We start from the raw sequence: 20,786 nt of genomic DNA, 5'->3' as shown, positions 1-20,786 counted from the left end.
AACTTTTAAAACGCATCATTAGCATCTTGTCAATAATGGTATAGAACCTTGGTCAGGATATGGCACGTCAACCGCGCTTTCTACCAGCAGGTCATTCCTTTCACATCACACTCAGGTGTAATAGCCGTCAGTTTTTGATCGCCAAAGGATTGAGACGTGATGTTCTGTTAGCTGTGCTCCCTAAGGCCAAGCAGAAGGTGCCTCATTGCTTGTATGCGGTGTGTCTGATGGCTAATCACCTGCATCTGCTTCTGCGTCCTGATGATGCATCAAAGCTGCCAAAGCTGATGCATTGGATTGGCTGGTACTCAGCCATGGCACTCAATCGTTTGTCGGGTCGTTGCGGGCATTTCTGGGAAGCCAGGTATTACGCCACTGCGATTGCACCAAAAGATCACAGACGAGTGCTGAATACATTGCGCTACATCCACGCTAATCCAAAGGCAGCAGGAATCAGGAAAGGGTTTTATGACCCCTGTTCCAATTACGGGCATTACGGAAGATTGGAGTGTGATGGCATCAGTGAGTGGCACCCCAGCTTTCTGCAATTGGCATCAAGCCTAAAAGGCTGTTCCAGGCGATATGCACGGTTCTGCCAGTACTACCGACACAAAGGAAAAGGCGGTTCTAGGTGCCATTGGGGCTCAAAAATGCTGAAACGACTGGTAGAAAAAGGCAGAAGCAGCCAAAGCAGGAAGAACCGGGTCTCACCAGGACAGCAGAAATTACCCTTTGCATTTGACATTCGCCTTAATCAAATTCCAGAGGAGTGGCATCAAGTTGCGGTGAGATTTAGAAGAGCAAATGGCATCCGCGATGGCGATACAAGAATGATGCTTTAATCAATTATTTCACTATTAACAGTACAATAATAGAACCGATGCCTATATTACTAGCAGAACAAAATCGGAAGCAGTATTTACTGTGCCTAGGCTTTAATTCAACTTAGATTTTAAATAAACCGATCAAACCAAGCCAACTCTATGCTCAGATCATGCCAGGCATTGGTTGTCTTTTATGCGTGATTAGGCAGTAAACAAACAAAAAGCCTCTTTGGTGGCGTGAGCTTTGGGGGTTAAGCACAAATAATGTTAGACAACAGTTCACCATCCACGACTTTCAAAAACCTGGTTGAGGACCACAATTAACAGTAACATATTGATCCGAAATACACTTTCTACCATCTCCTGTTTTATCATGCACCCTCACATCCCTATTCTTGGGTGATGCTGTTAACGCATTGATAGTTGGATTCTCCCACTTTTTCTTCTTAGCTGCTGTTGTACTTGGGCCACCAAAGCGCACTTTAAGATCAGCTGAAACTCTTGTATCGAATGCTTCGTCATAGGAGACATTTACTCCTGCTGTGACGCCACTGGTCATTTCATAGGCTAAGCGTCCGAGTACGCCAGAGCCATCAGCAGCTCTTGAAGTAGAGCGAGAGTAATCTGAGTGTCGAGGGTCATTGGTTTGGGGCAACTGCCTGAAGCGTTCCCCGCTGCAGTAAAAAACCCCGCTCCTGGCAGGGCTAGTGAATATTCAGTCGGGAGAATAATAGCGACACATAACGCCCCCTGCTTTTTTGATGTTGTATTAGATATGTTGCCTGAAAATTTTACTGGATAGGATTTATTTTAATTTGTTTTGAGCGCGAAGCCAAAAACCCAGCAAGAATTATTGCAATTACCCCCATCCACTGCCAAATAGAAAAAGTTCCATTAAAAAGAATTAGTTCTGCTATGCAAACCACAGGAAGACTCAAAAGGCTGAGATTTTGAAATATGAGTGGAGGTAGCAGAAACTGCGCACGAGAAGCTACAAAGGTATCATATATTTTAATCAACCCGTATAATCCAAGAATTAACCACAGGTATGCCGCTGAATCATTAGGCTCTAAATCTTCTTTTATAAAAAACGTCAATCCAATAACTGCGAATACAAGTTTCCCTAGCTGCTTGGAAATCATTGCTTCACTTGCGACAAGAAGGTGTCTAGATTTGCTTGAGTAAATCGTTGCATTAGCGGTTAAAAATGTTGTCAATAATCCTAGTATTATTCCAAGTAATGAATATTTTGCTTCATGGAGCTGCAAGACTAGGATGACTCCTATTAGAACCATTACAATCGAAGCCAGCTCTAGCAGTTGCGGAAACCTGTTTGACATCAAGCATGTCAAAGGTAAAACCATTACTGAGGCTATGGAAAGAAACATTGAAGCGACGGAGATTGGCAACTTATCAGCACTCAATAGAAAGGCTAAATTATATGCACCGCTGAGGATTCCTACCAATGCAAATGCAAACCAGGCTGTTTTTGTCCATGACAAGTATTTGCTTTTATTTCTCCATGCCACTGGCACAAAAAAAGGCAGAATCATCAATGATGTGAACAATAGCCAGAACGCAGAAAAATGATTCAGTAGATAGTCTGCCAGAATCAAGTAAGCACTTGAAACCAATGCTGACCAAAGCCCAATCCCCATATTTTGCGCATCAGCGTTATCTTTCAATTTATTGCAAGCAATTAATAGGGTAACTTAGAGCAGGCTAATACTATTTTCAGTCTCACTATAATGCTATTTAAAGAAACCCCATCGGAGTGTTTCGTCGCTGACGTATCCCCCAAACAGGTAGTCAGTTGGGCGATGAGCAGCGTTGCCAACCGATCTTCTGCAGGTTGATCCACATCTCGATGCCTAGGTGTCTCAGCATCCTTTGCTGCCTGATGGGTTTCCCAATGCGAGCTGACAAGCGGTAGTAGCTCACCAGAACGAACTGAGCATGTTGGGTTGGCGCATCTGGCTTGATCTGCAGGAGCATCCCTTCCTGTCTGTTGACCAGCCAGCCTTCACCGTTGGACTTCTCTTTGTATCTGGCGTAATCAGGCTGCTGCTGCCACATCAAGCAGTTTGGCGAGATTACCCATTGGGTTGAGACCCATTCACTCGAAAGGATGAGTCTCATTGCCCGTTCGGGTAAGCCCTGTTCCTTCAGCCGTTCGTCTTCCAAAGCCGCCATATCGCCCAAGCAAACAGAGCCACCCAGAAAGCGGCAACTAGCAGGACAGTTGGTCCAACAAAAGCTGGCGGCAGCACATAGGACAGATCCCATAAGAGACTCCTGCCGAGTGCTTGCCAAGCGATATTTGGGATGACGATGCATACCCATGCAAGAGCTGCAGTGAGAAGGGTTTTCTGGAAATTATTCATTCCTGATCCTCGTTAAACATTCACCTCGGCATAGAGATTGCCTGTTCCTGATGGTTTGAACCTGCCGTAGTTCTTCAGATGAACTTCCATCGTGTGTCCCATTGCCTCAGCGATATTGGCGACAGGAAGGTTGTTGGTATGGCTTTCTTTGGCATAGCGATGCCTGAATGAGTAAGTCGTGAGCTGTTCACCTGCATGGTCTGCCTCCTCAATCATTGCCATCCAGGTTTTACGTCTTCGCAGATATGAAGTGACAGCTTGAGCACCTTTCCCTTCAGTTCTCAATGGCGGCAATTCCTCACCGATTTGAAGTCGTGCCTGAAGCTTCCAATCAATAGCGGTGCCATCTACATCACGGACAAACAACGGATGCAAGCGACGGGGTTCTGTCTTCTGACCTTTGATGCCACCCATTGATTTTTCATAGATGCACCAAAGAGCACCATCCTTGATTCGCAACCAACGCAACTCTTCAGGACGTAACCCGTATACGGCGAGCAGTTGAACGGCGAACTGCCATCGGGGGTCAGGGATTGATTCAATCAAGGAAAGGATTTGTGCATCGCTCAGGGGGTATCCAATCCGCTTTGGCTTCAACGTTTCAGGCAAACGAGCAGGTGGGCTGTAGATGGGTTTTAGGTGACCCCTTTGCACCGCCCAATCCAAGAACTTGGAAAGGACTCTGCGGCTGATTTGTCGCATCCTTGTGCCCTGTTCCCATTGCGCCAGTGCTGCCATACAAAGAGCTTCACCGTCCACTGGGGGGCGGTCTTTGAATTGCTCGCGGCAGTTGCGGAGAACAGGCACGTAATTCTCTTTCCACGTTTTCTCGCCTGCATAAGGAACGAACTTGTGAAAAGCATCAACTAACTGAGTGAAATCGAGTTTCTGATGTGAACTGCTTGTGTTGGCGATTTGCGATGCAGCAGTAAGGGTGACGCGTCCACCATCCCAACGCTTAAAGATCTGCTGAATACGAGGCAAGGCTTGCGTTGATCCTTTCAGCGTCCACTCGTAAGGGAGCATCACTGACCCCACATCAACGACCTGAAGTCGCATCGTTCCACGACTATTCAGCACCTTCCAACCAGGTCCACAAGACACCTTTATCTGGTCCCTAAAGGGCTTCACCCAAGGCTCAATTTGACTGATGCGTGGCAACTACATAGCGACATCCTGCTCTCCCATTGTGTGCAAGATGTGTGCAAAACGTCAAGCAGCAGATAACACCAGATAACATTAGGCAACACAGAATGCTTTCTATGACTGGGATCTTAATTTCGAAAGCCCATGCCTACTAGGGTGAGCAACCGCTTTGGGAGCAGGATGTCGCAGGTTCGAATCCTGTCACCCCGACTGCAAAACCAGTCAGTCCAGCACTGGCATATGAGCCGCCCACCCAAGGCGGCTTTTTTATTGCCTGCAGAGTGATTGGCGCAAGTGGTGTACAAAGCATTGATCGCTAAGGCTAATCATGTTGACATCGACCGCACGGACAGGCTGGCAAGCAAGGCAGAAAAATCAACGCCATTGAAACGATCACGTTGCTTGCTCAATGAACCCGGTTTGGGCGGAGCAGAAGCAACGAGCCAAGAGATGGAACCGTAGTGGTCCAGCGTCACTAAGTAAAAGGCAGTGGATCGATCGCTGAACATCGAGTGGCATAGGGCAATGGTTGAACCGGAGCGCTGAGACACCAACAGAAGCCAAATTTGGTAACAATGGAGTGAAGAGGTCGGTCTTGTTTGGTAAGACCTTTGTCTATCAATCAACCACTAAAAAACCGACTAAGCGCCGAAAGTAGAGCAATGAAACTCGAAGCCTCATTTTTGGAAGACGCTTACCCAGGTGTTGACTTCTGGAAGGTTGCACAGACCTTTGAAGTGAAGGTCAGGGTGATCGCTGAGGCTGAAACACCGGAAGAGGAGCCATCCGTCTCGTTTGCGAGAGCAGTGCTTGACAAGAAGCTGATAGGTGATGTCGAGTTACCGGAGGAGGTCAACCGATGGCTTGCCGACTATTTCAGGCGGCATCCAAATGCAGCAGATGTGTTTGATGACATGTGCAAAGAGCTGGTATTCAAGAGCGGAGGCAAGATTGCTGTTGATGGGGCGACAAGAGGACCGAATAAAGCACTTGAAGCAGAAGACCGCATAAACCTCGCGCTCAAATCAATGGATCTTGATGGAGGTGACGACTGATAAGGGTTGAAAGTGGACTAACCCCTGCTGAAGACCGCTAGACAAAACACGGCTAAAGAAAAGACCTATAGAGCGGTTTCCATCAAACAACTGCGTTGGTCATAAAAAACCCCGCTCATGGCGAAGCTTTGAACTCCATTGTTTGTTGCCGTTTGCTCAAATGTCGTCTAGGACCAAATCCGCACTGCTGAAGAAGTTGTTATCTGAATTTCTATCAAAAGGATTGAAGGATTGAAGGATCCTGTACTTCCACCAAGAACCATTTTCAGAGGTTTAGTGAGATGTCAATTTATGCATGTGCTCCCATCAAGAGCCTCAATTACACCGCCAGAAATAGTGGTGAATTGATCAAGTGTGAGTTCGGAATTTTTCATTGGTTTATAAGTATGATGGAGGTATTGAACCCCAAGGAACAGAGCATCTCCCGAATGAAGGGCTGAGGTGAAGACCATCATCCAGCAATGCAGTAATGCTGTTCACAGAGTCAGTGGTTGATAAAAACCTCGCATGCATAAGGATGACCATATAAAATTCAACCGTTTTTAGCGCAGATGCTTCTCTCTACCACTAGTGACCTCTTCAAGAAATGAATCTCAGCGGAGTATCTCTTGCCAGTTCACATACGGAGCATGACCGGAGAATCACGAGATTTGGTGGTGTAAGGCATTAAAAAAATCAAACACCAACCAGTATCGACGTGGGGGGGGGGGGGGGGGGGGCGTAACCCTGTCTCTTTGCCCAAGCAATAGTCGTCCCCCAATTGTTTCGACGAGGGGTTTCGAGAAGCCACCAGACTCCGTGACAGGCGACAGGAGTGAAGACAATTCTCAGGAGGAAGGTCTAAACATCCAAACCACTCAATAAAATATCAATATCTCAATGGACAGTTGTTTCTCGAAGCCTGATAATTAAAACCTCTCGCCATTTGCGCCTACACTCGCTCACTAATCCCGCTTCTAATAATTTGTTGTTCAAGTACATCTAATACTCCTTCTACTCTTCGCTGAGAACAACCTGAATCCAACATTGCACACGCCATTGCGACTACGCCCTGACCAAATCATTTCTTGCAGCATGTGCAGGAACAGCGGTAAGCAAAGCAATGAATAGAAATAGTCTTTTCATGTCAAATATAAAAAGGCGGCTAAACCGTATTCAGTAAGGGTGAGGAATTCAACCCCTTGATGAGTTGGACTGGTTTATATTGAGAGATTCCTCAGAACTGTCAATCCACTAAGCGGTTTGGCGAGGTTACCCATTGAGATAAGATCAATTCACTCGAAAGGATGGGTCTCATTGACCATTTGAATTTACTCTTTTCCATTAACAAACGCTTGCGGCGCGTATTGACGCAGCTGTCGCACACATAGGGAAGGCTGCTTGCAATGATTTCGGTTGCCTGAAGCTGAAGTTCAAGCATTTTTCAGTACTCCGTCAAGGGCCACCGAAGCATCAGATCCGAGGGCTCGTCATGCGCTTCCTTTTGACAATTGCCACTCACCCGACTTTCCCCCCACAAAGTTATGAGCAATTGCATAAGTACTAAAGCAGGATCATGCCAATGGTGATGGATCTCACATCAAGGAAGGGCAACGCACGCGAAAGTTCCTTTGATGGAACCTCGCTCTGATCTGAATGCCATTCTTGGATAACGGCAATATCGACCAATTCAAGAACGAGATGGGGAGAATCCCATCGCTCACAGCGGCAGAGGAGATCACTCTCGGAACGGCTGTGAAGTTAAGCCAGTCACCCAAGGCAACCCGCAGCCAAAAAAGAGCTGGAAAAGAGCTAAAGATCGAATGATCAAGGCTAACCTCAGGATTGTGGTCAATGTTTCAAAAAAATACATGCATCGCCAACTTGGCCAACTAGTGTTGGTAGATGGAATTCAGGAAGCCTGCATTGGGCTAAACCGCGCAGTCGAAAAATTCGACCCAGAACTGGGCTACAAATTCAGCTCCTACGCCTACTGGTGGATACGCCAATCGATCAGCAGGGCTATCAATCAGACAGGATCCACAATCCGAGTTCCGTACTCCCTGAATCAGTTGATCACCAAGCTCAATCACTTACCAAGAGGATTAACCGATCCAGAGATTTGTGATCAGCTTCACATCAGCGACGAACAACTTAAAAACTTGCGCCATGCACTTGTACCACATCCCTAGACATGAGACTGGGGGGTGATGGTGATGGCTCAACCCTAAGTGAAATGCTCTGCGTCGAACAGTCAACACTTTACATCGACAAATTCCAATGGGAAGCAGTCCGAGACAGCCTCGAACTACAAACAAAATTAGCTCAAAATAATGACCAAGAATTGCTATGATGCCATGTGATTGATGAAGAGAGTCTTCAATCGATCGCTAACGAAATTGGAATAAGCCGGGAGCGGGTTCGTCAGAAAGTTGAGCGCGCAAAAAATAACTAGCAGCAAAGCTGATCGAACACAGGCAGCTAGTGGCGTGAATGCAGAGGCCCCTAGGAGTGAAGGCATACTGAGTAGATTCAATAGTGATTCCTACCCTCATGAGTCGCATCGTAAATGATGCCGAATACTGCAAGGGTTTGGGCTGATTATCGGTATCGAGAAGCATGGAAGACAATTAGCAGCAGAGCAGGTATCTGCATAGATGGTGCCTTTATTCGTTGAAGAAGCGAGAGACAATCAGATCACTCAGCAGTTTGGATCAAGATTTAGTTCTATTCGAGGGATATGGGGTAAACCTGCGCTGAGATAAATCACAAGCCCTGTGAGAAAATTGCAACGCTACTGATGAATAAAGTTATTTTATCTGAGAGGTAAACGGGAAATTTGCCTTACAAATTGGTTCATTGAGATCAAGGGGTTGTTAATCCTGAACTCCTTGCTGTTGTAGAACATGCTAAAAAGGACATGCTTTTGCGTAACTAATAATCCCAAGCAAACAACAAAAAAAGAAAACGTTAAAAAAGCTAAAATAAACTTTTTGGAAATGAATAGGCCGGTGTTCTGGTCTAAAAGACTTTTATTAAGTCGATCTCTTTGATTTAAAAGCTCATCGACCTCAAGAGTTAAGACTTGCTCCTCCTTGTCGAGGCGAACGATTTCAAAATTATAATCGTCTTGAATACTATGATTTCCTGAGTGTTTTTGCACTATATTCTGGCGCATTTTTTCCATTGATACGATATAAGATTGTCTTAGCTCATGCTTTTGATCAATAAGTTTTTGAATAAGGGTTTTCTTGGTTTTGATTTGCTTGGCAAGAAAGGAAATACGCTGCTTCAAACTAGCTGGCTTGAAATTCTTGACTGTCATCAGCTTTCTGACCATTACCATCAAATCATACCTCTATCAGGATGCTTACAAGCTAGACACCAAGACTTTAACCACAATAACAACCTTGAGCAGGTAGAATCGACCATTACATAGCAAACAAATCGATACAAAAATCATACATATCAATCAAAATCATCTGCATTCATCAGACCTTCGAATCTTTTTAATAACATCAGAAAGCGGCTAGCCTAATCGGCGAAGGGGATTGAATCGAATTTAATACAGCCTCATGGCCGAATGAAACAGCATGGTTTGGCAAATACATTTAGGGCCAAAAATGTATGACACTTATCATAAACTTAGTGTCTAAATAAAGCAAATATTAAGCATTATAATACTTTAAGCGCTATGAAGCTGTATTAAATTCGACGCAAGACTAATCTAAGCCAATCAAAAACATCAAGTAGTGTTTTGACGATTTTAGCTGCCATCAAACAAGACATAAGTCAAAACACAACCAGTAGGGAGCCTTTTATTTCTCAAATCACGTCAAAAATTGTTGTATCATTGGCTATATCAATCAATTTCCTTTGAAATGTCGCTTTCTAGAATTCCCGAAAAATGCTTGGTAGTACTAGCAATAATAGGAGGATTTATTTTGCTCATCCCAATTGCCAAACAGGCATCATCCCAAAACACTTGTATTGCTCATCATGTTAAAAATTCATCGAAACAAGGTGAAGTGATCGACTCCTCAAGAATAATGGGTAGTGTCCGTTATTGTGCTGGAGGCTCTTAATCAAAGATATCAACTGAACATCTCCTCATAAGTTCATCCAGATTATTTTATTCACTGAGTTTCTTGAATCAGCCGAGTAATGAGACTGGATGACTCACTTCAAAAAAGTGATGGACCCTGATAAGGATAACGAACACAATCGCGTGGACCTGTGATTCTTAACTCAGTTTTCTATTAATCGCAGTTGCCACATCATTGCTTAAGCATCGCTGGACCATGTTTCATCATTTCATGAAAGGCCTATTCGTCTCAGCAGCAATGACGGCACTGCTATCACCGGCATCGGCGATGATTGCGATCTCCTCAGAATCAAATAAAATCCAAAAAACTTACCATCAACACAATTGAGACTTCATGTTAATTTTCATAACCACTATCGACACAGCATAGAAACTTAAAGCTTATGGTTCAAAAAATGCGGATAGTACCCATGATTAATCTCAAGAATTGCTGCATCCCCTACAATTGGAATAAATACACACGAAATCTCAATGCTCGTTGATTAATCGCTCGAGCAATCGCTATCATCTCTCAAATTTTAAACAATGAATTACTCGCAAAAGATCACTCTGCTTGCCACTATCACGGTTAATTTAAACGTCCCAGAGCATCAAACCAAGGAACAGCTCAACGAATGGATTAAGTCGGATGCTGCACGCATTCACTTCATCGACCATTTAAAGCCTGCGTCGTTTGTCGACCTTAAAGTAGTTAAAGCAGCCTCAGAAGCAGATCTTGTGAGCTAGCGGCTGCGACGGAGAAACAAATCTGGCTTATTCAATGTTCGAGCTGCAGGCTATGACTGAGACAGTGGCTTGTAGACGCTGAGACCAAAAATGAGATTTCAGATAAGGCCACCAATGATCACGATCCGTCCGCAAAGTTGAACAACGCCAAGTTCTATCCAGACCACATTATTGAGAAGATAGTTGAAGAACTCGGCTAGGCAATGGGGAAACCGCTGTTCAGCCAGTCGAGAATTATAAACATTAGACAATGTTGACCATTGCCTTAAAGAGTCCGAAAATTACTGAGATTACACGACATCAAATTAATTTACATTTGCCCTTAATTCATGCCTAGAGCAGTAACAGGCATCGCCAAAAGTCCCTTGCCACTAAGCAGCCTTTGCATGAAGTATTGATGCCGCATACTCGCCTACACAGAAAATAAATCTCGCTGTCTGAATCACTATCAAGAACACAAAAGCTACAGTAAGCACTACCTTAAATCGATTCAAAAATTACTGGTCAAAAGCCTGACTAAATAGAGACAACCTGATTCGCAAAAAAGCGAAAATTTAATCTCCAATGGTGACCAGAGCATTCTTATTTTTCCACCAAACCCAATCTCGAATCGGTGGTGTATTACGAAGCTGCTCTCGCGTTAGGCCAAGCCTTAATTTCATCGACGCGTCCAGGAGCACGTCGAGCATCTCTTCGCCATTGGTACAAGCAGCGAGAGCCTCATTGGTGCGTTGTGCACCGTCGAGAGCGTTCACGAGCAAGCTCACGCGACGAGCCACTGGCAATGATCGTGGGTCCACATCGTGTTCACAACGGCCATTAGGGTAAGCATTTCCACGCATCGCATTCGTACCAGTAAAGGGAATTAATGTGATGACTCCATAGCCTGTTTGGCATGTCATCACTCCCGTGCAACCACTGGGTGATCGGAGACGTGCATGGCTGCTATCAACCGCTACAGCGCCTACTCAGCGCTCTACCAAAGAGTGACCACGTCGTGTTTTGCGGAGATGTGATCAACCGTGGGCCCGATACCCCCTCCACGATGCACTTGGTTTGGTCTTTAGTCACGGCTGGACGGGCGACCTGGCTGCGCGGAAATCATGAGCAGGCGCTCCTACAGACCGTCAGCGAAGCGTCCCTGACCAGCCCCAGCCCATGGCTCAAGAGGCTGGATCAGCTCCCCGATGTTTTTCAGGGAGACGGATGGCTGGCAACCCACGCAGGGTTCGACGCCAATGGTTCTCTCAACCTGACCATCCGTGAGACCTTCTGGGAGCATTACGACGGCAGCCTTGGACTGGTCGTGATTGGTCATACCCCTCGAGCTGATGTGGAGCGACATGGTCAGATCGTGATGATTGACACGGGTGCGGTGTATGGAGGAAAACTCTCGGCTTACTGCCCAGAAACAGAGGCCGTTGTGCAGGTAGAGGGAGTACAGGTGGATACGGCTGCTCCACGCAACCGGACGGCCCCATCGATCCAGGTAGAGCCTTGCTAACGGTTTACCGCAGCAATCGCACAGAGTTTCTTGCAACGCTTCTGGCTCAAACGCTGACGCTTGACCCCCCAGGTCCGTTTGAAGAGCTGGAGATTGTCGTCAACACCTGGCCGACAAGCCGATGGCTCGGAGAGCAACTGGCCAAAGCCAACGGCATCAATGCTCTTGTGCGTTTTCCCTTTCCTGGATCGCGCTTACGTCAGCTGGTGCGCTGCATCTTGGATCTCGATCCAAGCAGCGAAGATCCTTGGCGGGCAGAACGACTGGTTTGGTCGGTTTTAAAGGTGCTCCCCGATCTTCTCGAACACCCCACTGCTGAAAGCCTGAAACTGTGGTGGGAGCAACATGCAAGCTTTCCTGGACAGCTTAATCGTGATCATTGGCAGCTTGCCCGCTGCCTCGCCGATGCGGTGGATGACTACGCCCTCTACCGACCGCAGGAACTGAGCCAATGGATTGAGGGCCACGGAGACGCTGACCTGCCGGCTCATTTGCGCTGGCAACCACAACTCGTTCGGGCCCTGGCCGCAAGCCTCCCCTGTGATCCCTTTGGTCTCCAAGTGCAAAAGGCCGTTGAACGTTTGAGGGCAGGTGATGTTCCAGCAGCAGCCCTTCCGCCTCGATTGCGCCTGTTTGGCATCAGCAATCTCGCCCCGGTGCAGGTGGAACTCCTGCAGGGCTTATCGGGCCTGATGGCGATCGAGCTTTACCTGCTCACACCCTGTCCAGAGCTATGGCAACGCTCCGAACAGAGGAGACAAACGCTCGGACAAGCATGGAACACCCCACCCGATGGGCCCTGGCTCTTGGAATCGCCCCGTCTGGAGGCGATCTTGGGACGAATGGGAGCTGAGTTTCAGTTGCTCTTAGAAGGCAACGGTGATTGCTTTCTCGGCCAATGGGATCAGGGGGATCTCTTCGCCGCGCCGATACAAATCGCTGCATCCGAAGGTCGGCCAGCCACGCTCCTGGAGCAAGTGCAACAACAGCTGGTGGATGGAAGCGCACCACCCCTCACACCTGCTGATCAAGACCGGTCGTTGCGCTTTTTGGCCTGCGCAGGACCATGGCGAGAAGTGCAACTGGTCCGCGATCAGATCCTGCAATGGCTGGCCTCTGATCCAAGCCTGGAGCCGCGAGATGTCTTGGTGATGACGCCTGATGTGGAGCGCTATGCCCCGCTCCTCACCTCCGTCTTCGGTGATCAAGACGCCACGGGAGTGAGCATTCCCTGGAGACTCACCGATCGCAGCCAACAATCAACTCCAGGCCTGAGCCAGGGATTTATGGCCCTGTTAAGGCTGGCAAGTGAGCGCTTAACAGCCTCCGGGCTTGAGGCTCTTCTCTCCAACCCCGCCCTGCAAGTCCTCCAAGGCATCACGGCCACGGATGCCGTGCGAATCACCCAGTGCCTCCAACAGACCGGCTTCCGTTGGGGGGTGAATGGCGAAGAGCGGGGTGGCGATGACACCCATAGCCTCCGTTGGTGTCTTGATCGCTGGCTGCTTGGCCTGGTGCTGCCTGCCGAACCAGGTCTTGCTCCTGGAGGCTGTGCTCCTTACCAGGGGGGGCTCACCATTCAGCAACTCGAACAATGGTGGCCGCTTCTAGATGGACTAGCGCAATGGATCACGCGTCTACGTCAACCCCATCCCCCCAGCGCTTGGACCTCCCAGTTGAATCAGCTTCTCCAGCATCTTTATGGCGATGGAGGGGACTGGGCCTGGGAACAACAAGCGATCGTCCAAGCACTCGACACGATGCAGCAACAGGCATCTGAGTGCACTCTTGACCTTGACCTCTCCGTCGTGGTCTCCATTCTTGATGAAGCCCTCTCCGCCGATAGCGGTCGTTTTGGCCACCGCAGTGGTGCCCTAACGATCAGCGCCCTAGAGCCCATGCGGGCGATTCCCCATCGGCTGATCGTGCTGATGGGGCTGGATTCACAAGACTTTCCACGTCAACAGGAACGCGCCGGCTTTCACCTCTTGGAACAGCAACGCCGACTCGGCGATCCATCGAGCACAGATCAGGACCGCTACGTCCTGCTGGAAGCCTTGATGTCCGCGCGACAACATCTCCTCATCAGCTGGAATGCACGCGATGAACGCAAGGGCGAAGCGCTTCCCCCAGCACCTCCGGTCCAACAATGGCTCACCTTGCTGAAGGACCAACTCACCCCCGAACAGTTTGAGCGCGTGGTGTTAGAGCAGCCAGCCAACCCCTTGGATCCTCGCAATTTTCTTGCCAATCGCTCCGGCTCAGCCTTCAGTTCTGATCGTCACCACCTCGACGCCAGGCTCAATCTGGATCGCCGCGATCCCATGGGCGTGAGCAAGAACTCCTTGGGCTTAGCCCATCCCCTGCACTGGACTCCAGTGGGCGACGCTGATGGTTTGGATACGGATGCCGTCAGCCGTTGGCTGGAGGCTCCCCAGCGCTATTGGCTCAAAGCGAGAGGGTTGGAAACACGGGAGTGGTCCACCCCCGTAGAGGATCTCTCAGCGCTCGAACTCGAGGAGCGGCAGCGTCAATCTCTTCTGAACCAGTCATTCCTCGATCAGATCGACTGGCTTGCTTCCGATTCGAGATTGAAGTGGGAGCACGCGCTTCCAGGGGAATGGGCGAAGCAGCTTCGCGGCCAAGGGATGCTTCCACCTGGCGCAGCAGGCCTACTGGCGGCGAATCGCCTCGAACAGCGCTGGCAAAACCTGCAACAAACCCTGTTGCAACTTGGGCCTTTGCAGTGTGAATCGATCCGCGCAGAGAGCGAGTCACGCACCGTGATCAGAGCTGGATCAACCACGGTTTGGGTCAGCGCCGGACGGCTCCAATCACGCACGGCCTTGGGCGGCTGGTTCACACACCTCATCCAGCAAGCGGCGGGAGGATCCACCCCAACGGCTGTGATCTGTCGTTGTGACAGCAGCACCAAAGCCGATCAGTTTCAAATCGCGCTTCACTGGCAACCTCTGGATCGAGAGCGAGCTCAGGAGCTTCTCTTGTTTCTGAAGGCCTTGGCACATGCAGGAGCTGAAACGTGCTGGCCGGTCCCACCTGCCAGTGGGTTGGCCAGAGCCCTCACGTTGAACAAAGGTCTTGAAAAAGCAAACCGAGCGTTTGAAAGCCGCTGGGATGGGGGATTTGCAGGCATGGGAGAGCGGGAGCGTCCAGAGATGCAGCTTTGTTTTGGCGACCACTTCGATGCCGACAATTTTTTAACGGACGCCTGCTTTGAAGAGGCCTTTCAAGCTTTGTATGCACCGATGCTGGAGGCGCAGCGGCCATGAGGAGCCGTTTTGAACCCAATCAGTACCCCCTCGATGCCGGAGTGCGTCTCATAGAAGCCAGTGCTGGCACGGGCAAAACCTTTGCATTAGCCCACCTGGTCTTGCGGCTGGTGACTGAGCGGAAGCTCAACCTCAAAGAGCTTTTGGTGGTCACCTTCACAGAAGCCGCTGCTGCCGAATTACGGGATCGCATTGGCCGGCGTCTGAACGACGCCCTACAAGCCCTGCTCCAACCCCATGCGCAAGACTCCGGCTCCAAATCCGGCTCCCAAGCCGACTCCCCACCCAGCGATGCCGTGTTGGAGGAGTGGCTGTCCATCCATGGGCAAGATCCCCACAGCCGGCGGATCATTGCCAGCCAGCTGCTGGAAGCGCTGGAAGGACTGGAGCGAGCCGATATCACGACCATCCATGGCTTCTGCCGGCGCAGCCTTCGCCGGCAAGCTCTCCAGAACGGCACAGCGATGGAGGTGTGTCTTGACGATGACAGCCACCATCTCTGCCAAGAGGTGGCTTACGACTACTGGGAACAGCAGGTGCTAGCCCTGCCAGCGGACGACGTTTCCGGGCTCCTGCACGCCGGCCTCTCAGCCGATCAACTGAGCCAAGCCCTCCGTCGTTTGGATAGCGATTGCGCTGTTCGGATCGCCAACACGGAAGGGGCCCACGAGCAACCGCGTCCGCTGATCGAGTGCTTTGACCACTGGCTCCGATCGAGCTGGACTGAATTTGAAGCGCAGTGGGAAACCAGCGGACACGCCTTAGAAACAGCCTTTCGCGACTGCGCCACGGATTGGCGAAGCCAAGGCCAAACCGACACCAAGCCCTACGCACCGAAACCGAAAAAAGATCGCGCCAGCGCAATCGACGCTTGGATTAAACAGGAAAACAACACGCAATCGTTACGCATTAATTACGGCAACGTGCGAAAACAGCATCTGCTCGCTGACTACTTCCATCCGGGTTGTTTCAGCAAAACAGCTCGCCGCTGCAGCGAAATCAATCCCAGCCTTCCACAACCAACCCTGCAACAAGCCATTGCGGCGCTATGGGATGGCCCAGCCGAGCAGGTCTGGCGCCATGCGCTTAACCACGGACTCCACACCCTGGCTAGCCGCCGCGCTCAACAGGGCGTGATCAGCTTTTCTGGCTTGCTCGACGCCCTTGATCCCAAACCATCAGACGCGGAACCACAACGCTGGCTAGCCCCGATTCAGCAGCGCTACCGCGTTGCTCTGATCGACGAATTTCAAGACACGGATCCTCTGCAGTGGCGCCTGCTCCAGACCTGCTTCGCAACGCCAGACCATCTCTTGCTGATGGTGGGTGATCCCAAACAAGCGATCTACCGCTTTCGAGGAGGAGATCTCAACACCTACAAACAAGCCCGACAAAGCGCCGATCGAATCGACAACCTGCTCGACAACCGGCGTACAACGCCTTCCCTGATGGAGGCGATGAACCAGTGGATGGCTCCAGGCCTCATCTTGTCGGACCTCGAGGTGCCCCCCGTCACCCCCTGCGCCAGTGCCCTTCCCTTAGACCTCCATGACGGCGAGCAGCCTCTCCAACTGATCGAGCTTCCAGCAGATAACCCTGACGACCTCCCCTCCCGCACATCCCTCGAATCGACCATTCCGCCCTTGGTCGCTGGCCAAGCCCTCCACCTGCTGGACAGCGATCCCTCTCTCACCCCATCGGATCTTTGCGTTCTTGTGAGCCGTCATCGCCAGGCCGAGGCGGTGCGAGAACAGCTCGCCCTAAGAGGACTTCCCAGCCGCCTGGTCAGTCCTGGAGATGTCCTCAGCACCACCGGTGCCACAGAGCTGCAACATCTCCTCGATGCCCTCGCCACGCCCGCCGATGGCGGACGCTTGCGGCGACTCGCCTGTTCTGCCTTGATGCAATGGACAAGCCGTCAGTTGCAGAACGCGGAGAGCAACGGTGATCTCGACCGTCTGGCAGGGCAACTTCGCAGCCTGCAAGACGACCTCCCATACCGCGGGTTGCTCGGTTGCCTGTCCCAACTCCTCGAGGGGCGAATGCTCGCTGATCTCTCCAGCCGCGGGCGCTTATTAGGCGACATTCAGCAATGTGCCCGACTGGTGCAAGACGCCATGCATCGACAAGGTCTCGACCTGGGCAGCGCCGCAGATTGGCTGAGGCGACAACGCTTACAACCGATCGAACCCACCCCCGACATCAGACAGCCCCACAGCGACTTGGCAGAAAGCGCGGTGGCCGTCGTCACCGTGCACCGAAGCAAAGGTCTGCAGTACCCCGTGGTGATCTGCCCCTATTTATGGCAAGCACCAGCGGAGAGCAAAGGCCCCCTTTGGCGAAACCCAGCCAACGATCCAGAAGGCACTTGGCAGGTGGCGCTCAACCCCCATTGGGACCGGGGACACAAAGCCGCCGAACGTGATCAATACGACAGTGCTGCCGAAGCAGAGCGGCTGGCCTACGTGGCACTCACACGGGCGGAGCGCCATCTCGTGGTGTTTTGGTGCGTCGCTGCTGGACAGGACGCCAACCCTCTGGCCAGCTGGATGAAGGCGCTCTCCTTAGGCGATGCACCAGGCATGAGTCGCCATTCACCGTTCGAGCACACAACCCAGCCGTTCTGGCGTCCAACTCCGAGGCTTGAGACCTTGCAGTTGTCGGAGGTTCCTCAACGCAGCCTCGACCGCAGCTGGGGTCGGAGCAGCTATTCCGCCTGGATCTCCTCTCAAAACACCCATCACGCCCCAGCTCCCGCGGATCCACGCACGCTGGAAGAGGGGCGTGACATCGATGCTGTAGCCGACAGCGAAGCCCCCATTAACCCGGACGATTCAGCCGATCTAAATGGCCCGCTTGCCGCCTTTCCCAAAGGCCCAGGAGCGGGAGATTGTCTGCACAGAATTCTTGAACAGGTGAACTTTCAAGGTCCTGCAGACCAAGCGCCCAATCAGCTGTTGGTAGCTGAGGAGCTTGGCCGAGCGGGAATCAACCTCGAGCACAGTGATGCCGTGATCTCAGCGCTCAACAACGTGCTGATGGCACCCCTAGGCGGCCCCCTCAAACACTTAAAGCTGACCGATTTGGGTGCGGGTAGACGTCTTCACGAGCTCAGCTTTGATCTACCTGTTGCCCAGCAAGGCGATCCAGTGCGCTCTGCAGGCTTAGCCCATGCGTTCGAGGCAGACAGCGACCATCGTTTTGGGGCTCACTACGCGCAATGCCTGCGGCAGTTGGACATTCGCAGTCGGGGGTTTCTCACGGGATCGATCGATCTGGTGTTCACCGATGGGGATGATCCAGCGACAGCCCGATGGTGGGTCGCGGATTGGAAAAGCAATTGGATTGGAGAACGAAACGAGGCTGGCCGTGGCATCGCCTGCGGACCCCGGCATTACAGCCAAGCCGCGATGGAGGAGCAGATGCTCTCCCATCACTACCCGCTCCAGGCCCATCTCTACCTTTTGGCCCTGGATCGCTACCTGCGCTGGAGGCTCGATGGCTACGACCCCGAACGCCACCTCGGCGGCTACGCCTATGTCTTCCTCAGAGGCATCAGCCCGAAAGGGGGCTCAGGGCTCGTGATCGAGCCGGCCCCCTTAACGCGAATTCGCCGGCTGGATCAGTGGCTTGAGGGGCTGTCGTCATGAAATCTGCAGCGTCGGAGGCTCTCCTTTCCCTTCAGCGCGGATTGCTCGCCACGCTTCAACGGCGCTTGCCGCCGGAGCAAAACAGTGAACCACTTGTGGAGCTCTTGCGTGCCCTCACCCTTGCGCTTGGCCGAGGGGACATTTCCCTTGCACTCCACGATGGATCCGAGGTTCCAGAGGGGATCGAGAGTGATGGCTGGCCCAGGGTTCACCGGGAAGCCTTGCTGGCGAGTGGATGGCTGGACGGTGACCAATCCGTCTTGGTCTTGCACCACAACACCCTCTCCTGGCGTCGCTGGCATGGAGCCATGCAAGAGCTCGAACGCGAACTTCAACGCCGCTACCTCCAGGCCCCAATCCATGCCCCAAGCCATGCCACACCCCACGGCAGCCGTACCAGCCAGCGATCGAAGACCTCCGATCTCAGTCCCGAACAGCAATCGGCGATTCACGCCATCGATCGCTACGGCGTGGTTTTACTCAGCGGAGGTCCCGGAACCGGTAAAACCAGCACGGTGTTGCACATGCTGCTCCGCGCCTTTGAGAATCAACCAAATCTTCGGGCCCGACTTGCCGCTCCCACTGGCAAGGCCGCACGTCGCCTCCAGGACGCCATTCGCAGCCACCCAACCACCGCGTCCTTGCCCTGCACCACTCTTCATCGCCTGCTGGAGGCCCGTCCCGGAGGCTTTGGCCGTCACCGACGCAACCCCCTGCATTTGGACCTACTCATCGTCGACGAAATGTCGATGGTGGACTTGGAGCTAGGCCGCGCCCTGTTGAGTGCACTGCCAAGCCATTGCCAACTGGTCTTGGTGGGAGACAGCGCTCAGTTGCCACCGATTGGTGCTGGAGCGGTCTGGCAGCATCTTCAGGCCCCTGATCAAAACGAGCGTTTTGAGGAAGGGGCGATCACCCTCACGAAGGTGTACCGCAACCGAGGTGCCCTCGCGCAGATGAGTGCGTTGCTCCGTGACCAAGGCTTGAACCCGTTCTGGTCGCAACTGAGCACGTTGCCGAAAACCTCCAACATCAGCCTGTTTCAGCCCAAAACAAAGCAGATCCCCGAGGCTGTGCATGCCGTACTGACGCGGCATCTTGACCATCTCCAAGCAAGAGCAAGAGCTTTAGAGCTCGACGCTGATGGGCAACCCCATCAACAACAAGCGCAAGACCTTCTCGGCATCCTTGACACCCTCATGGTGCTCTGCCCGCGACGTCGCGGGCCATGGGGTGTGGATGCCGTCCATCAACGGATGATTGCTAGCTCTGAACCTCAGCGCTGGCCGTCGGGCTTGCCAGTGTTGTGCAGCGAAAATCAGCCAGAACTGGGCCTCGCCAATGGAGATCTCGGGGTGATGATCGGAGAGGGGGCGCATCAACGGGCCCTGTTTCTCAGCAGCGACCCCTCGGGCGAGAGCCGGCATGCGCTGTTGCATCCAGCCCGTCTTCGACACCTAGAGCCAGCCCTGGCACTCAGCATCCACAAAGCTCAGGGCTGCGAGATGGACAAGGTGCTGCTGCTCTGGCCTGCACTCGACGATCGCCAAAGCAGTTCGCTGCTTTACACAGCCATCACCCGCGCCAAACAGCAACTGCTTTTATTTGCAGATCCATCAGCATTGGCCCTAGGCCGCTCAGCAGGATCTCGGCATCCTGAAGATCAAAGCAGGATCGGGGATGCGTAGATGAGCGGGATCGAGAGAGTGATCCGCCCTTGGGGCTGGTACGAAGATCTCGGCAGTGGCCCGGGCTACAAGCTGAAGCGTTTGCTGATAAAGAACGGGCAACGCTTGAGCCTGCAACGCCATCAGCATCGCAGCGAAAACTGGACAGTGGCGCAAGGAAGCGGCGAGCTGTTCTGCCAGGGGCAATGGTCGAATGTCTCAGCAGGAGACACCCTGCATATTCCCAAAGGAGCCATCCACAGAGCGCTGGGCGGAGATGGCGACCTGCTGATCATTGAGGTCCAGCATGGCTCGATCCTCGAAGAAAGCGATATCGAACGCCTAGAGGACGATTTCGGCAGAGTGTTAAGATAAATTTTCAATCTTTGATCGAAAGGCAAGCAATACAGCGCGGCTCACGCCGATTGGACGTTGCAAGCCTGATTTAAAGGATTA

General features: G+C 51.7%; 17 protein-coding genes and 1 pseudogene. 11 read left to right on the top strand and 7 right to left on the bottom strand.

The features are described from left to right. Positions 1–59: 59 nt before the first annotated feature. The gene (locus tag SynROS8604_RS06070) at positions 60–842 is read left to right on the top strand and encodes a transposase (RefSeq protein ID WP_186545515.1); all 783 of its coding nucleotides are present in this window, start codon (positions 60–62) and stop codon (positions 840–842) included. A gap of 277 nt (positions 843–1,119) precedes the next feature. Here the strand turns inward: SynROS8604_RS06070 and SynROS8604_RS06065 are convergent. From SynROS8604_RS06065 to SynROS8604_RS06045, 5 genes and pseudogenes are all read right to left on the bottom strand, one after another. Further along, a pseudogene (locus SynROS8604_RS06065) lies at positions 1,120–1,422 on the bottom strand (carbamoyl-phosphate synthase); the annotation flags it as partial. A 193-nt stretch (positions 1,423–1,615) separates the two neighbouring features. Further along, positions 1,616–2,509 carry an EamA family transporter gene (locus SynROS8604_RS06060; RefSeq protein ID WP_186545514.1) on the bottom strand — a complete coding sequence of 298 codons (894 nt, stop codon included), beginning with the start codon at positions 2,507–2,509 and terminating at the stop codon, positions 1,616–1,618. A gap of 124 nt (positions 2,510–2,633) precedes the next feature. Beyond that, entirely contained in the window at positions 2,634–3,110 is a 477-nt protein-coding gene (locus tag SynROS8604_RS15755) for a DUF1651 domain-containing protein (protein WP_255445239.1), read from the bottom strand. Positions 3,111–3,220: 110 nt separating this feature from the next. Continuing rightward, the gene (locus SynROS8604_RS06050; RefSeq protein ID WP_255445238.1) at positions 3,221–4,267 is read right to left on the bottom strand and encodes a site-specific integrase; all 1,047 of its coding nucleotides are present in this window, start codon (positions 4,265–4,267) and stop codon (positions 3,221–3,223) included. Positions 4,268–4,680: 413 nt separating this feature from the next. Then, the gene (locus tag SynROS8604_RS06045; protein ID WP_186545512.1) at positions 4,681–4,905 is read right to left on the bottom strand and encodes a hypothetical protein; all 225 of its coding nucleotides are present in this window, start codon (positions 4,903–4,905) and stop codon (positions 4,681–4,683) included. Positions 4,906–5,016: 111 nt separating this feature from the next. Here SynROS8604_RS06045 and SynROS8604_RS06040 point away from each other — a divergent pair, with 111 nt between their 5' ends. The 4 genes from SynROS8604_RS06040 to SynROS8604_RS06025 all read left to right on the top strand — a co-directional run bounded on the left by SynROS8604_RS06040 (position 5,017) and on the right by SynROS8604_RS06025 (position 7,843). Then, complete coding sequence (locus SynROS8604_RS06040) at positions 5,017–5,409, top strand: hypothetical protein (RefSeq protein WP_186545511.1); 393 nt, start codon at positions 5,017–5,019, stop codon at positions 5,407–5,409. Positions 5,410–7,044: 1,635 nt separating this feature from the next. Further along, positions 7,045–7,215: a sigma-70 factor domain-containing protein gene (locus tag SynROS8604_RS16215; protein ID WP_186545510.1), complete on the top strand. Its 171-nt coding sequence runs from the start codon at positions 7,045–7,047 to the stop codon at positions 7,213–7,215. Beyond that, positions 7,212–7,580: a sigma-70 family RNA polymerase sigma factor gene (locus tag SynROS8604_RS16155; protein ID WP_186545509.1), complete on the top strand. Its 369-nt coding sequence runs from the start codon at positions 7,212–7,214 to the stop codon at positions 7,578–7,580. Before SynROS8604_RS16215 ends, SynROS8604_RS16155 begins: the two co-directional genes overlap by 4 nt. A gap of 167 nt (positions 7,581–7,747) precedes the next feature. Next, on the top strand, positions 7,748–7,843 hold the full coding sequence (locus tag SynROS8604_RS06025; RefSeq protein WP_186545508.1) for a sigma factor-like helix-turn-helix DNA-binding protein: 96 nt from the start codon (positions 7,748–7,750) through the stop codon (positions 7,841–7,843). Between the two features lie 360 nt (positions 7,844–8,203). On the opposite strand, the gene SynROS8604_RS06020 is transcribed toward SynROS8604_RS06025, so the two are convergent. Next, positions 8,204–8,734: a hypothetical protein gene (locus SynROS8604_RS06020; RefSeq protein WP_186545507.1), complete on the bottom strand. Its 531-nt coding sequence runs from the start codon at positions 8,732–8,734 to the stop codon at positions 8,204–8,206. Positions 8,735–10,018: 1,284 nt separating this feature from the next. Between SynROS8604_RS06020 and SynROS8604_RS06015 the strand changes: the two genes are divergently transcribed. Further along, a complete protein-coding gene (locus SynROS8604_RS06015) occupies positions 10,019–10,219 on the top strand; it encodes a hypothetical protein (protein WP_186545506.1) in 201 nt (66 codons plus the stop codon). A 554-nt stretch (positions 10,220–10,773) separates the two neighbouring features. Here the strand turns inward: SynROS8604_RS06015 and SynROS8604_RS06010 are convergent. After that, entirely contained in the window at positions 10,774–11,121 is a 348-nt protein-coding gene (locus tag SynROS8604_RS06010; RefSeq protein ID WP_255445237.1) for a hypothetical protein, read from the bottom strand. Here SynROS8604_RS06010 and SynROS8604_RS06005 point away from each other — a divergent pair. Genes SynROS8604_RS06005 through SynROS8604_RS05985 form a run of 5 tightly spaced genes read left to right on the top strand, consistent with a single transcriptional unit; the run spans position 11,115 to position 20,705 of the window. Further along, a complete protein-coding gene (locus SynROS8604_RS06005; protein ID WP_186545505.1) occupies positions 11,115–11,723 on the top strand; it encodes a metallophosphoesterase in 609 nt (202 codons plus the stop codon). The two genes, SynROS8604_RS06010 and SynROS8604_RS06005, sit on opposite strands and share 7 nt — an antisense overlap. Next, a complete protein-coding gene (locus tag SynROS8604_RS06000; RefSeq protein WP_186545504.1) occupies positions 11,717–15,013 on the top strand; it encodes an exodeoxyribonuclease V subunit gamma in 3,297 nt (1,098 codons plus the stop codon). The genes SynROS8604_RS06005 and SynROS8604_RS06000 overlap by 7 nt, the downstream gene beginning before the upstream one ends. Further along, complete coding sequence (locus SynROS8604_RS05995) at positions 15,010–18,663, top strand: UvrD-helicase domain-containing protein (RefSeq protein ID WP_186545503.1); 3,654 nt, start codon at positions 15,010–15,012, stop codon at positions 18,661–18,663. The genes SynROS8604_RS06000 and SynROS8604_RS05995 overlap by 4 nt, the downstream gene beginning before the upstream one ends. Then, positions 18,660–20,351 (top strand): ATP-dependent RecD-like DNA helicase, encoded by a 1,692-nt coding sequence (locus SynROS8604_RS05990; RefSeq protein ID WP_186545502.1) that lies wholly within the window; start codon positions 18,660–18,662, stop codon positions 20,349–20,351. Before SynROS8604_RS05995 ends, SynROS8604_RS05990 begins: the two co-directional genes overlap by 4 nt. Continuing rightward, the gene (locus SynROS8604_RS05985; RefSeq protein ID WP_186545501.1) at positions 20,352–20,705 is read left to right on the top strand and encodes a phosphomannose isomerase type II C-terminal cupin domain; all 354 of its coding nucleotides are present in this window, start codon (positions 20,352–20,354) and stop codon (positions 20,703–20,705) included. Positions 20,706–20,786: the final 81 nt, after the last annotated feature.

It is taken from the genome of Synechococcus sp. ROS8604, from assembly GCF_014279655.1.
Taxonomy (GTDB): domain Bacteria; phylum Cyanobacteriota; class Cyanobacteriia; order PCC-6307; family Cyanobiaceae; genus Synechococcus_C.
This window is presented reverse-complemented; position numbering and strand designations above follow the sequence as displayed.

Coding starts and splice junctions, on each gene's coding strand:
- SynROS8604_RS06070 (WP_186545515.1), top strand. CDS start 60: ATGGCACGTCAACCGCGCTTTCTACCAGCAGGTCATTCCTTTCACATC.
- SynROS8604_RS15755 (WP_255445239.1), bottom strand. CDS start 3,110: ATGGGATCTGTCCTATGTGCTGCCGCCAGCTTTTGTTGGACCAACTGT.
- SynROS8604_RS06050 (WP_255445238.1), bottom strand. CDS start 4,267: ATGCGACTTCAGGTCGTTGATGTGGGGTCAGTGATGCTCCCTTACGAG.
- SynROS8604_RS06040 (WP_186545511.1), top strand. CDS start 5,017: ATGAAACTCGAAGCCTCATTTTTGGAAGACGCTTACCCAGGTGTTGAC.
- SynROS8604_RS16215 (WP_186545510.1), top strand. CDS start 7,045: ATGCCATTCTTGGATAACGGCAATATCGACCAATTCAAGAACGAGATG.
- SynROS8604_RS16155 (WP_186545509.1), top strand. CDS start 7,212: ATGATCAAGGCTAACCTCAGGATTGTGGTCAATGTTTCAAAAAAATAC.
- SynROS8604_RS06020 (WP_186545507.1), bottom strand. CDS start 8,734: ATGGTAATGGTCAGAAAGCTGATGACAGTCAAGAATTTCAAGCCAGCT.
- SynROS8604_RS06015 (WP_186545506.1), top strand. CDS start 10,019: ATGAATTACTCGCAAAAGATCACTCTGCTTGCCACTATCACGGTTAAT.
- SynROS8604_RS06005 (WP_186545505.1), top strand. CDS start 11,115: ATGTCATCACTCCCGTGCAACCACTGGGTGATCGGAGACGTGCATGGC.
- SynROS8604_RS06010 (WP_255445237.1), bottom strand. CDS start 11,121: ATGACATGCCAAACAGGCTATGGAGTCATCACATTAATTCCCTTTACT.
- SynROS8604_RS05995 (WP_186545503.1), top strand. CDS start 15,010: ATGAGGAGCCGTTTTGAACCCAATCAGTACCCCCTCGATGCCGGAGTG.
- SynROS8604_RS05990 (WP_186545502.1), top strand. CDS start 18,660: ATGAAATCTGCAGCGTCGGAGGCTCTCCTTTCCCTTCAGCGCGGATTG.
- SynROS8604_RS05985 (WP_186545501.1), top strand. CDS start 20,352: ATGAGCGGGATCGAGAGAGTGATCCGCCCTTGGGGCTGGTACGAAGAT.